Origin of the sequence: Pseudomonas sp. Yb2C2, from assembly GCF_052112325.1 — a bacterium.
Taxonomy (GTDB): domain Bacteria; phylum Pseudomonadota; class Gammaproteobacteria; order Pseudomonadales; family Pseudomonadaceae; genus Aquipseudomonas; species Aquipseudomonas marginalis.
Window position 1 is genome coordinate 19,650 of sequence record NZ_JAVAJK010000038.1, and the last position, 12,508, is coordinate 32,157.

12 protein-coding genes are annotated in these 12,508 nt (G+C 61.8%); 7 read left to right on the forward strand and 5 right to left on the reverse strand.

Features of this window, described 5'->3' with window-relative positions; translation table 11 throughout:
* Nucleotides 1-3 precede the first annotated feature (3 nt).
* Both Q8X51_RS30730 and Q8X51_RS30735 read right to left on the reverse strand, forming a co-directional pair.
* Entirely contained in the window at nucleotides 4-930 is a 927-nt protein-coding gene (locus Q8X51_RS30730; RefSeq protein WP_065926233.1) for a LysR substrate-binding domain-containing protein, read from the reverse strand.
* The gene (locus Q8X51_RS30735) at nucleotides 930-1,778 is read right to left on the reverse strand and encodes an EamA family transporter (RefSeq protein WP_074846085.1); all 849 of its coding nucleotides are present in this window, start codon (nucleotides 1,776-1,778) and stop codon (nucleotides 930-932) included. Before Q8X51_RS30735 ends, Q8X51_RS30730 begins: the two co-directional genes overlap by 1 nt.
* A 763-nt stretch (nucleotides 1,779-2,541) precedes the next feature.
* On the opposite strand from Q8X51_RS30735, the gene Q8X51_RS30740 reads away from it, so the two are divergent.
* A complete protein-coding gene (locus Q8X51_RS30740) occupies nucleotides 2,542-2,838 on the forward strand; it encodes a DUF6124 family protein (protein WP_223016638.1) in 297 nt (98 codons plus the stop codon).
* A 295-nt stretch (nucleotides 2,839-3,133) separates the two neighbouring features.
* On the opposite strand, the gene Q8X51_RS30745 is transcribed toward Q8X51_RS30740, so the two are convergent.
* Nucleotides 3,134-5,107, reverse strand: a complete 1,974-nt coding sequence (locus tag Q8X51_RS30745; RefSeq protein WP_407694858.1) for a sigma-54 interaction domain-containing protein — start codon at nucleotides 5,105-5,107, stop codon at nucleotides 3,134-3,136.
* A gap of 185 nt (nucleotides 5,108-5,292) precedes the next feature.
* Between Q8X51_RS30745 and Q8X51_RS30750 the strand changes: the two genes are divergently transcribed.
* Genes Q8X51_RS30750 through Q8X51_RS30760 form a run of 3 tightly spaced genes read left to right on the forward strand, consistent with a single transcriptional unit; the run spans nucleotide 5,293 to nucleotide 8,034 of the window.
* Nucleotides 5,293-6,309, forward strand: coding sequence for a Gfo/Idh/MocA family oxidoreductase (locus Q8X51_RS30750; RefSeq protein WP_098479793.1), 1,017 nt, complete (start codon nucleotides 5,293-5,295; stop codon nucleotides 6,307-6,309).
* The gene (locus Q8X51_RS30755; RefSeq protein WP_407694857.1) at nucleotides 6,309-7,088 is read left to right on the forward strand and encodes a TIM barrel protein; all 780 of its coding nucleotides are present in this window, start codon (nucleotides 6,309-6,311) and stop codon (nucleotides 7,086-7,088) included. Before Q8X51_RS30750 ends, Q8X51_RS30755 begins: the two co-directional genes overlap by 1 nt.
* 19 nt (nucleotides 7,089-7,107) lie before the next feature.
* A complete protein-coding gene (locus tag Q8X51_RS30760; protein WP_027607581.1) occupies nucleotides 7,108-8,034 on the forward strand; it encodes a sugar ABC transporter substrate-binding protein in 927 nt (308 codons plus the stop codon).
* Nucleotides 8,035-8,081: 47 nt separating this feature from the next.
* Here Q8X51_RS30760 and yghU read toward each other — a convergent pair whose 3' ends face one another.
* Complete coding sequence (gene yghU, locus Q8X51_RS30765) at nucleotides 8,082-8,918, reverse strand: glutathione-dependent disulfide-bond oxidoreductase (RefSeq protein ID WP_407694856.1); 837 nt, start codon at nucleotides 8,916-8,918, stop codon at nucleotides 8,082-8,084.
* A 79-nt stretch (nucleotides 8,919-8,997) separates the two neighbouring features.
* Here yghU and mug point away from each other — a divergent pair, with 79 nt between their 5' ends.
* Together mug and Q8X51_RS30775 are read left to right on the forward strand one after the other, a co-directional pair.
* Entirely contained in the window at nucleotides 8,998-9,531 is a 534-nt protein-coding gene (gene mug, locus Q8X51_RS30770) for a G/U mismatch-specific DNA glycosylase (RefSeq protein ID WP_407694855.1), read from the forward strand.
* Between the two features lie 16 nt (nucleotides 9,532-9,547).
* Nucleotides 9,548-10,144, forward strand: a complete 597-nt coding sequence (locus tag Q8X51_RS30775) for a glutathione S-transferase family protein (protein ID WP_407694854.1) — start codon at nucleotides 9,548-9,550, stop codon at nucleotides 10,142-10,144.
* A gap of 137 nt (nucleotides 10,145-10,281) precedes the next feature.
* On the opposite strand, the gene Q8X51_RS30780 is transcribed toward Q8X51_RS30775, so the two are convergent.
* Nucleotides 10,282-11,049: an SDR family NAD(P)-dependent oxidoreductase gene (locus Q8X51_RS30780; protein WP_407694853.1), complete on the reverse strand. Its 768-nt coding sequence runs from the start codon at nucleotides 11,047-11,049 to the stop codon at nucleotides 10,282-10,284.
* A gap of 136 nt (nucleotides 11,050-11,185) precedes the next feature.
* On the opposite strand from Q8X51_RS30780, the gene Q8X51_RS30785 reads away from it, so the two are divergent.
* Entirely contained in the window at nucleotides 11,186-12,334 is a 1,149-nt protein-coding gene (locus Q8X51_RS30785) for an aldose epimerase family protein (RefSeq protein WP_065923809.1), read from the forward strand.
* Nucleotides 12,335-12,508: the final 174 nt, after the last annotated feature.

The window sequence follows — 12,508 nt, forward strand, 5'->3', positions numbered from 1 at the left end:
TGATCAGCGATCCTGAAAGGCCGCCACCTCACGCACAAACACCTCAGCCTGGGCCTTGAGCCACTCAAACAGTCGGGCAATCGCCGGTTCGGCCCGTCGTCCGCTTCGACAAATGATGTAGTACGCGACGGGCGACATCATCACTGGAGCCTGCAGAGCGACTAACGAGCCGTCCGTCAAGGCGTCATAGACCAACGCCGTGCGACCCAAGGCAATCCCGCCACCCTTAGCCGCCAGGCTGATGGCCAGGCTGGAATCCGGAAAGCGCGGCCCACGGTGATACGGCGGCGGTGCTAGCCCCTGAAAGGCAAACCAGCTTTCCCACCCCGGGCACACATGATCGTCGGCCCGGTGAATCAACGGATATTGCGCGATCTGCGCCCATGCAATATCGCCATTTACCCGCTGGAACTGCGGCGAGCACACCGGGAACACCGCATCGCGCATCAGCAGTTCGACGTGATGGTCCGGGTAGTCGCCATTCCCCATCACGATCGCCACGTCAAATTGATGCGCCGCAAGCTGAGTGCTGCTGATATCGGCGCTGGTCAGTACCAGGTCCAAGTTGAGTGAGGCCTCGGCGTGCGAGCCGTGCATTCTTGGAATCAGCCACGCAGCACAGAGCGAGGAGGTGCAAGAGAGACTCAGCGGTTGGGGAGTATTCGGATTGAGTGTCTGCAATACCACTTCAAGCGCATTGAAAAAATCCTCGGCCACCGGTAATAGCGCGTGCCCTGCGGCAGTGAGTTTCACACCCCGCGAATGCCGCTCGAACAACTGCACACCCCACCATTCTTCCAGCCCCGCAATTTGATGGCTGATGGCACTGGCGGTGAGATTCAACTCGGAGGCAGCACGCGCAAAACTGCCGGTCTGCGCGGCACTGACGAAGGCTTGAAGCATCGGCGTGGGTGGAGGGCGCTGGGCCATCAGGTGCTCACTTTGATCAGGATGATCCCGCAAACAATGACGAACGCCGAAAGCATCCGTCGCCAGCCGAACCGCTCATGGAAGAACAGCGCAGCAATGATGGCGCCGATAATAACACTGGTTTCCCGCAGCGCTGAGACCTTGGCCACCGCGTCCAGCGACAGCGCAAACAGCACCAGGCCGTAGGACGCCAAGTACAAAACGCCGCCCATCACCCCCACCCGCCAATGACTACGTACAGCCTGCTCGAATGCCGGCCGCTCCTTGAAAAACGCCAGCAACGGGATCGGAATGCTCTGGAATACCGTGAGATAAATGATGTACTGCACCACGGTCTCACTGGCTCTTACCCCTTTGGCATCCACCACCGTGTAGGACGCAATAAACACCCCCGCACACACGGCCATCAGAATCGGCTTGAACATCTGCGCCGTCATCTTGCGCACAAACGTCAGGCTGATAATCCCCCCGCAAATCAACAGCACCCCCGCCATGGCCTGGACTGACAGCTGCTCATGCAGCAAGAAGTAGGAAAACAGCGCGACCAACACCGGCGGCACGCCGCGCATCACGGGGTAGACCTGGCCGAAATCGCCGGTTTCATAGGCCTTGATCAAGAACAATCGATAGACCGTATTGAGCACCACGGAAACCAGCACATAGCGCCACACCTGCGGGTTTGGCACATTGACCAGCGGCAACGCCGCCAGGCAGATCAGCAATGCGGTACCGTCGACCATGGCCAAGGTCATGAAGCGGCTGCTGCCGGCGCGGACGACGGCATTCCAGGTGGCGTGCATGAAGGCGGAGATCAAGACGAGGGTGATGGCGATGTCGGAGTTGTCCATGGGGCTCGGCTGTGGAGAGAAGCAAAGGGCCGCCATTTAACGCGTCCCTGTGTTCCGGCCAGAAGCGAAAGCTCGTCAGCGTTGCCGTCAAAATCCGTCATGGCAGACCGCTCGTACAGATAAAAACCAATCAATAGATGGCTTACGCAGCCACTGCCTGAACGCAGTAAAAATGTGTGTGGGGGCTTGCCCTAATACCGATCAGTTAAGAGATAGAACGTGCAAACGGTAACCTGTGGTGAGCGGGCTTGCCCCGCGCTGGGCTGCGAAGCGGCCCCAATAAGGTCACCGCAGAGTGCCAGAATCAATCGAGGTGAAGGTTTTGGGGCTGCTGCGCAGCCCAACGCGGGGCAAGCCCGCTCACCACAGTTACAGTGTTCCTCCTTAACTGACTGGCATTAGGGCTTGCCCCCTCCCACATTGACCGCGTTCCATTGTTGGTTTGGTGGCGTTTTGTCATGATTTGTAAAGGGCCAGCAAGGCCGGTCCCTTTTAATTGCAGGACGTTTCCTAGACAATCCTGGCCGCCTTGTGCCTGCTGGAATCGGTGGCTAGTCTGCGGTCCGTCACTGCTCATCAGTGATCGGGTTTAGCAGCCTGACGTCAATAGGCACACGGTTCACATCTGCGTTTATGGTGGCTGTGCGCGGGGCACCTTCGGGTGCGCTGGTTTTCCTATTGACCGGTCTGCTAACCCGCGTACAGCTGCCACCCTCGTTTAGCAGCGTTGGCGGTAGCTCCTTAGCTCAATAGGAGTTGCACAATGAATAAAGTCGTACCCGACCCACCCTTCGATCCCGCCAAAGACCGCGCCGCCTTCAACCGCGCCATCGACCACTATCTCCCCACCCAAGGCTTTCACTCCGTCAACGAAGACCTGAGCTTTGAAGATGCCCTGCTCTACACCGCCAGTTTGCTCGACAGTGCGTCGGCGACTGCGTTGGATTGTGGGGAGCAACTGGAAAGCCCGGAGCGGGCGAAGATCTTGGCGGTGTGGCATTTGCTGGAAATTGCCAAAACCACTGTGGATCGCTCCATCAACTGCCTGAAACGCGGTTAGACATGTGGGGGGGCTTGCTCCCGATGGCGGTGGGTCAGTTAAGTAGATGTCAACTGACACTCCGCTATCGGGGCAAGGGTATCTACACAACTTTTCAGACCCTGACAAATCTCCCTGTGGCGAGCGGGCTTGTCCCGCGTTGGGCTGCGTAGCAGCCCCAGTCAAGAAGATCGCGGTGTATCAGACACTCTGTAGAGGCTGGTTTTGGGGCTGCTGCGCAGCCCAGCGCGGGACAAGCCCGCTCACCACGACAGCCCTATCCGCCGCGCTTTCAGTGTTGAGCCACATTTCGATCTTACGCGCCGCGAAAATCTGCGGCATTCAGCCCGAACCGACTCATCTTGTTGTACAGCCCACCCCGCGATACGTTCAGTTGCCGGGCGGCCAGGCGGATGTTGCCGCCGGTGCTTTTGAGGGCGGCGAGGATGGCGTGCATTTCGTGGCTGCTCAGGTCCTGGGCGGGCTGAGGTTCGTGGTGGCGCAGCGTGGCGCGCGGTCTGGTTTCCAGGGGTAGATCGGCGGCCTGGATCAGTTCGCCCGTCGCCAGGTTGGTGGCGCGTTCGATGCTGTTTTCCAACTCGCGCACATTGCCTGGCCAGGCGTAGGCCGAGAGCAATTCCAGCGCATCCGGGGCAAAGCCCTGCACCGCTTTACGCAGCGAACGAGCACAGCGGGTGAGGAAGTGCCGCGCCAGCAACGGGATGTCTTCACGGCGCATGCGCAGCGGCGGTACGGTCAGGTTCAGGACGTTGAGGCGGTAGTAGAGGTCTTCACGGAACGCGCCTTCGGCCACCGCCTGGCTGAGGTTGCGGTGGGTCGCGGCGATGATGCGTACGTCCACTGGCCGTGAGCTTTTCGCGCCGACGCGGGTGATCTCGCCTTCCTGCAACACCCGCAGCAGGCTGACCTGAGCGTCGAAGGACATATCGCCAATCTCATCCAGAAAGATGGTGCCGCCATCCGCCAGTTCAAACTTGCCCGCCGACCCGCCCCGGGCCGAGCCGGTAAACGCGCCTTCGACGTGCCCGAACAGCTCGCTCTGCACCAGGTCCCGTGGGATCGCGCCGCAGTTGACCGCCACGAACGGGCCGTTGGCGCGGTCGCTGGCGTTGTGGATGGCCTGGGCGAACAGCTCCTTGCCGGTGCCGCTTTCGCCGAGGATCAGGGTGGTGGATTCACTGCGACTGGCGATGCGTCCCAGGTGCAGCGCGTCCTGGATCGCCCGCGACGTGCCCTGGATGGTGTCGAAGGTGTAGCGCGCCTGGGTGCTGATGATGCGCCGGGTGATTTCACGGATGCGGCGGTTCTCGCGCAGGGACACGATCACCCCGCCCTGCTCCAGCGGGCACACCGAGACCAGGCAGGCGAGCTGGCTGCGGTCGTGCAGGTGGAAGGTGCAATCGAGGTCACGCACCGGCTCGCCGCCGCGTAGAAGCATGGCGTCACTCAGCTCACTGCGGCCCAGGCGCTGGAAGGGGCTGCCGATCAGCTCCAGCCCCACCCCGAACAGTTGCCGGGCATAACGGTTGAGCGCCTTGATGCAGCCACGCTCATCGAGCACCACCAGGCCTTCGTTAAGCACTTCGAGCACGGTTTGCTGCTCTTCCAACAGCGCTTGCAGGTCCATCTGGCGGGAGACCGCTTCGGCAGCCGCTTGCACGGTGCCGAGGGTGTGAAAGTGAAACCAGCCGGGTTCGGCGGTGAGGGTCAGCATCGCCAGGGTCTGGCCCTGGGCATTCCTGATCGGCGCGGCGGCGCAGTGCATACGGCGTTGGCGCAGGCCGCTGCCGAAGTTCTCCTCGGCCAGCACGTACACCAGGCGGTCTTCGGCCAGGGCCAGGCCCGTGCAGTTGGTGCCCTGGACCGATTCGAGCAGGCGGCTGCCGACGGGGGTGATGTCCAGCCCGCAGAAATACAGGGTGGTGCCCTCGGCGTCGGTGAGGTTGATATGCCCTCGCGGGTTATAGGCCAGCAAACCATGCATGACCTGCGCAGCGGCGGCGATCAGGACACGGTGGGTGGCCAGGGTGGCAGCAAGGTCGTGGGGCGCCACAAAGCGGTACTGGCTGTCATCCGGGTCGATACCCGCCTCGACACTGCGGCGCCAGGAATCCCAGATCACCTGCCGCACCTCGGCCGGGCGCTGCACCTGCCCGGCCAGGCACGCCCGCCACGCCTGTTCCAGCGCAGCCACGGGGCCGTCGTTCAGCGCCGCAGGCCCCAGGGCCGTCAGGTAGTCAAGGTCTTGTACGCTGAACGCCATGCTCATCGGGCGGTATCCATGTTCATGTTTTTGACATGTCAGTATAGGCATGTCATCAGAATGAACACATTTTGTTTATTGTATTTTATAAATCCTTATTTATCAGACAGTTATAAATTGGCATAACCTTTGCTCCTGCCCCTTTGCCAGTCAGGGCTGTCCTGCGGCCAACAATAAAAAGGGGTTATTTCATGAGTACACAGAACATCCGCCTGGGCTTGATCGGTGCTGGTCGCATGGGCAGCTTCCACGGCCTGACCGCTGCGCGACACATCCCTGGCGCAACCCTCGCCGCCATCGCCGACCCCACTCCCGGCCAAGCCGCACGCCTGGCGGCCGAACTGGGGGTAGCCAAGGTCTACACCGACCCGCAACAGCTGCTCGACGACCCGGACATCGACGGCGTCCTCATCGCCGCCCCCGCCCGCAGCCACGCCGAACTGGTGATCAGCGCCGCCCGCGCGGGCAAGGGGATCTTCTGCGAAAAACCCATGGCCATCACCCTCGACGAAGCCGACCGCGCCATTGCCGCCGCGGCCGATGCGCGCGTGCCGCTGCAGGTCGGTTTCAATCGGCGTTTCGCCAAGAGCTTCCGCACGGCCCACCTCGATGTGGCGGCCGGCCGCATCGGCACGCCGCAGTTGTTGCGTTCGCTGACCCGCGACCCGGCACTCAACAACCCGGCCAATTCGCCGCAATGGGTGATCTTCCTGGAAACCCTGATCCACGACTTCGACACCCTGCGCTACCTCAACCCCGGTGCCGAAGCGGTGCAGGTGTATGTGATGGCCGACGCATTGATCGCGCCGGAGTACAAAAGCAAAGGCTTCCTCGACACCGCCGTGGTCGCGATCCGCTTCGACAACGGCGCCATCGCCACCGCCGAGGCCAACTTCCAGGCGGTGTACGGCTACGACGTGCGCGGCGAAGTGTTCGGCAGCGCCGGCATGCTGAGCATGGGCAGCCTCAACGACTCCGACCTGGTGCGCTACCTGGCCGAGGGCATCCAGGCCGACACCCAGCGTATGGACACCGACCTGCTGCGCGACGCCTACATCGCCGAACTCAACCACTTTGTCGACTGCCTGCGCAGCGGCGCCAAACCCATGGCCAGTGGCGAAGACGCGCGCGCCGCCCTGGCGATTGCCCGTGCCTGTATCGAGTCGTTCGAAACCGGCAAGGCCGTGGCCGTGCAGGGAGCCCGTTGATGAGCCCGTTCAAACTGGCGATCAGTGCCGAGATGGTGTTTCTCGACCTGCCCTTCGTCGAGCGCGTGAAGCGCATCCATGCACTGGGTTTCAGCGCGGAGATCTGGAATTGGACCAATAAAGACATCAGCGCCCTGGCCGCCACCGGCGCCGATTTCACCTCGATGACCGGCTATATCAGCGGCACCCTCACCGACCCCGACGGCATCCGCCAACTGCTCGACAGCGCGCGCGAATCCATCGGCGTCGCCGAGCGCCTGAATTGCCCCAGCCTCAACCTGCACGGCACCGGCCTGGGTGACGGCGGCCTGCCGGTGCAGCCCGTGAACCAGACCACCGGACGCATGTGGCTGAGCGCGTGCAAGGCGCTGGAAAAAATCGCGCGCCTGGGCGAAGACGCCGGCCGCGTGTTCCTGCTGGAAAACCTCAACACCGAGGTCGACCACCCCGGCACCCCGTTCGCCCGCGCCGACGACACCCTGGCGCTGATCGAAGCCGTGGGCAGCCCGCACCTGAAGATGAACCTGGACCTGTACCACGCGCAGATCGGCGAAGGAAACCTGATCGAGCTGATCCAGCGCGCAGGCAGCGCCATCGGTGAAATCCAGGTGGCCGACGTGCCCGGACGCAAGGAGCCTGGCACCGGCGAAATCCACTACCCGGCCATCGCCAGGGCCCTGCACGCCATGGGCTACACCGGTGTGGTCGGCCTCGAAGGCTGGGCCAGCGGCGACAGCGAGTTGGCCCTGGAGCGTTTCCGTCAAGCGTTCACCCTATAACAATAAAAGGAACACCCTCATGCATCGCTATTCATTGCTTGTTGCTGCATTTTTACTGCTGTTCAGCCAATGGACCTTCGCCGCGTATCGCATCGGCGTGAGCATCGCGCGGGTCGACGATAACTTCATGACCTACGTGCGCACCGGCCTGGAAAATGCCGCCAAGCAACAGGACGTGCAGATCCAGTTCGAAGACGCCCAGGGCGACGTGGTGCGCCAGCTCAACCAGGTCGAAGGTTTTCTCAACCAGAAAGTCGACGCCGTGATCGTGCTGCCGGTGGACACCGCCGCCACCGCCAACATGACCCGCGCCGCCGTGGCGGCCAAGACGCCGCTGGTGTACGTCAACCGCCACCCGGATGAGCGCACCTTGCCCAAGGGCGTGGTCACCGTGGCATCCAACGATATCGAGGCCGGGCAATTGCAGATGCGCTACCTAGCGGAAAAGCTCGGCGGCAAAGGCAATGTGGCGATCATCATGGGCGACCTCGCACAGAACGCCACCCATGACCGTACCGAAGGCGTCAAGCAGGTGCTCAAGGACTTTCCCGGCATCAAGGTGGTGGAGCAGCAAAGCGCCGAGTGGCAACGCAACAAGGGCATGGACCTGACCAGCAACTGGCTGCTGGCCGGCACGCAGTTCGATGCGATTGTGGCCAATAACGATGAAATGGCGATTGGCGCGGCCATGGCCTTGCAACAGGCGGGCAAGGCCAAGGGCGAGATCGCGATTATCGGCATCGACGGCTTGCCTGACGGTCTGGCGGCGATCAAGCGCGGCATGCTCACGGCGTCGGTATTCCAGGACCCCAAGGCCCAGGCCACGCAAGCGGTGCAGTCGGCGATCAGGATGATCAAGGGCGAGCCGATCGAGTCCGAGGTGTGGGTGCCGTTCGAGCTCATCAAGCCCGAACAGGTGGCGGTGTTCGAACAGCGCTACAAGTAAATCGAAGATCAGTGATCGTTCCCACGCGCGTGGGAACGATCAGCGAATCAGTCCAGGTCACTTGCATCATGGCGTTCGGGCAACTGTTCCTCGCCCGACACCCGATTCACCCGCCGCCCACGCCGCACCGCCGGCCGCGCCTCAATCGCGTCCGCCCAGCGCTGTACGTGCTTGTACTCGTGCACCGAGAGAAACTCCGCCGCCCCATACAAGCGGCCTTTGACCAACCCGCCGTACCACGGCCAGATGGCGATATCGGCGATGGTGTATTCATCCCCGGCGATGTATTCGCTCACGGCCAGGCGCTGGTCCAGCACATCCAGCTGGCGCTTGGTTTCCATGGCAAAGCGGTTGATCGGGTATTCCATCTTGCTCGGCGCATAGGCATAGAAATGCCCGAAGCCGCCGCCCAGGTACGGTGCGCTGCCCATCTGCCAGAACAACCACGACAGGCATTCCGCACGGGCCCCAGGCTCGGTGGGGAAAAAGGCGCCGAACTTCTCGGCCAGGTACTGCAGGATCGCGCCGGACTCGAACACGCGAATCGGCTGGGCGCCGCTGTGGTCCATCAAGGCCGGGATCTTCGAGTTCGGGTTGACCCCGACAAAGACGCTGCCGAACTGGTCGCCGTCGCCGATCTTGATCAGCCAGGCGTCGTATTCCGCGCCGCTGTGCCCCAGGGCCAGCAGTTCCTCGAGCAGGATGGTGACCTTCTGCCCGTTGGGCGTAGCCAGGGAATACAGCTGCAGCGGATGCTTACCGACCGGCAATTGCTTTTCATGGGTAGCGCCGGCGATGGGCCGGTTGATGCTGGCGAAGGTGCCGCCACTTTCGGCGTCCCAGGTCCAGACCTTGGGTGGGACATAGCTGGATGAATCGGTCATGCTCACTGCTCCTGAGGCGCTTGGGATGGATGAATTCAAAGCGCATCTTACCGATTGGCTCACATTCAGATACCCCCACATGGCCGACAGACTCGAAGATATCCTCGCCAATCACCTGAAGGTCGTGTTCTGCGGCATCAACCCCGGCAAGGGTTCCGCCGCCCTCGGCCTGCATTTCGCCAACCGCAGCAACCGCTTCTGGCGCACCCTGCACCTGGCCGGTTTCACGCCCCATGAAATCCGCCCCGAACACGGGCGTAGGCTGCTGCACTACCACTGCGGCCTGACCACGTTGGTGGATCGTCCCACGGCCAGCGCGGGCGAATTGGCACGGCATGAGTTCACACAGGCCGCGACGAACTTCGAACACAAGATCCGCCACTGCGCGCCGCGCTTCGTGGCGTTCATGGGCAAGCCCGGCTACAGCGCGTTGAGCGGCCAACGCGAGATCGCCTGGGGCTTGCAGCCAAAAGTGTTGGGCGGCGCGTCAGTGTGGGTGCTGCCCAATCCCAGCGGACGCAACCTGGCGTTCAGCCTGGAGCAGTTGGTGCAGGCGTATCAACAATTGCGCCGGGCGACCGAGTGCCCTTACTCTCTTGGCTCGTCACCCTGATAGCAATGGAGGCTTCATGAAACTGATCGGCATGCTGGACTCGCCCTACGTGCGCCGCGTGGCCATTTCCCTGGGCCTGTACGGGGTGGATTTCGTGCATGAACCCTTGTCCGTGTTCCGCACCTTCGACGAATTTGCGCAGATCAACCCGGTGGTCAAGGCCCCTACCCTGGTGCTGGACGACGGCACGGTATTGATGGACTCCAGCCTGATCCTGGAGTACCTCGAAACCCTGGCCCCGGCTGACAGGAAGCTGTTGCCCCAGCATCCTGCGGCACTTGCCAAGGACTTGCACGTTCTGGGACTGGCGCTGGCAGCCTGTGAGAAGAGCGTGCAGATCGTCTATGAACACAACCTGCGCCCGGCCGAGAAACTGCATGCACCGTGGCTTGAGCGCGTGACCGGCCAATTGCTCGCGGCCTATGGGTTGCTGGAGAAGCAGCTGGGCGACAGCGAAGCACTGACCCAGGCGTCGATTACGGCGGCGGTGGCCTGGTCGTTCAGCCAGTTCACCGTGGCATCGGTGGTCAAGGCGGATGCATTTCCCAACCTGCAACGGCATGCCGAAAGGCTGGAGCAGCATCCGGCGTTCAAGCGTTACCCCATCGCCTAAGCACCGCAGTTCAAATGTGGGAGGGGGCTTGCCCCCGATAGCAGTCTTTCAGTAATACATCTGCTGACTGACACACCGCTATCGGGGGCAAGCCCCCTCCCACATTGGCCTGGGTTGCATGAAGGATTGAGTCAGGCTCAGACCCAGCCGCCATCCACAATAAAGTTCTGCGCCGAACACATCGCCGAGGCATCGGAAGCAAGAAACAGCGCCATATTGGCGATGTGTTCCGGCAGTACGCTGCCGGGCAGGCACTGGCTGCGGCTGATCAGTTCCTTGGCGGCGTCATCCACCCACATGGACAGCTGTTTTTCGGTCATCACCCAACCGGGCACCAGCGTGTTCACACGGATACGGTTCGGCCCCAGCTCCCGTGCCAGCGCGCGGGTCATGCCGTGGGCGGCGGCCTTGCTGGCGGCGTACACCGGGTAGCCGGCGGAGGCCATCATCCAGCCGACGGAGCCGAGGTTGATGATCGAGCCGCTGCCGGCGCGTTTCATCATCGGCACCACGGCCTTGGCGGCAAAGAAGGCGTGTTTGAGGTTGACTGAGATCAGCTTGTCGAAGGTTTCCGAATCGACTTCTTCCAGGGTGTGGCGCACGTCATTGGCGGCGTTGTTCACCAGTACGCTGATCGGCCCCAGGGAATGCTCGAAGCGCCCTATGGCCGCTTTGTAGGCGATTTCATCGGTGATGTCGCAGCACACGAACTCCACAGGATGCCCCTGGGAACTCAACAGCGCCGCCAGGCGTTCGCCCTGGCTTTGCGCGCGGTCCACAAACCCGACCCTGGCACCCTGCGCGGCGAAGGCCCGCACCATGAATTCGCCGATCCCCGAGGCGCCCCCGGAAATCAATACGGTCTTGCCCTTGAGGTCGGGATAAACGGCGTGTTCAGTACTCATAAAAGGATGCCTCGATCAATTAGTCTTATTTTATTTTACGAAATCGGCTTTAAAGGCTATAAATTCGCTGTCCAACCGACAAAATATCGCTATTAGTAGAACTATTCCACTCAAAACAACAAAAGGAAGTTCGACCATGAAGCACCCTCGATACCTGCTGTCCGGCCTGGCGCTGTCCATGATGATCGCCAGCGGCGGCGCCCAGGCGGCCGGCCTGAGCAGCGAGCAAAAACCTTTCGGTAAAACCAACGACGGCACCGCCGTCGAACAGTACATCCTGCGCAACAGCCACGGCATGCAAGCCACGGTGATCACCTACGGCGGCGTGTTGCAATCGCTGAAAGTGCCGGACAAAAACGGCAAGGTCGACGACGTGGTGCTGGGCTTTGACGACGTGCAAGGCTATCAAAGCGGTACGGCGTTTTTCGGCGCAACCATTGGCCGCTTCGGCAATCGCCTGGCCGGCGGCGCCTTTGAACTCGACGGCAAGCGCTTCCAGGTGCCGCTCAACGACGGCCCCAACTCACTGCATGGCGGCGCCCAGGGCTTCGACAAGCAGGTGTGGAAGGCCGAGCCGGTCAAGGACAAGGATTCGGTCGGCGTGAAGCTGAGCTACCTGTCCAAGGACGGCGAGATGGGCTTTCCCGGTAATTTGAAAACCGAAGTCACCTATCGCCTCAACGACAAGAACGAACTGCACATCGACTACAAGGCCACCACTGACAAGCCGACGGTACTCAACCTCACCAACCACAGCTACTTCAACCTGGCCGGTGCGGGTAACGGCGACATCCTCAAGCACGTCACTACATTGCATGCCAGCCATTACACCCCGGTGAATGCCACCTTGATTCCTACCGGCGAACTGGCACCGGTCAAGGGCACGCCGATGGACTTCCTCAAGCCCACCCCGATCGGCCAGCACATCAAGGAAGATCACCCGCAGCTCAAATTTGCCGAGCCGAAACAGGGCGGGTTTGACTTCAACTGGGCGCTGGACACCAAGGGCGACGTCAAGCAACTCGCCGCCGAGGTGCACGACCCGGCGTCAGGCCGGCGCTTGCAGCTCTACACCAGCGAACCGGGCGTGCAGTTCTATACCAGCAACTTCCTGGATGGTTCGGTGAAGGGCAAAGGTGGCAAGACCTACCTGCACTGGAGTGGTTTCACCTTGGAGACCCAGCACTTTCCGGATGCGCCTAACCAGCCGACGTTTGCCTCGACCCGTTTGAATCCGGGGCAGACGTATACCCAGAACACCGTCTTCAAGTTCTCCGCTGATTAACCTGACAGCAACCCGCTTCGGTTAACGAAGCGGGCTTTTTTTGTGGTGAGCGGGCTTGCCCCGCGTTGGGGCGCGAAGCGGCCCTAAAACCCGCCACCCGGTTCAGCCTGGAAGAATGCAGTGACTGTGTTGGGGCCGCTTCGCGCCCCAGCGCGGGGCAAGCCCGCTCACTAC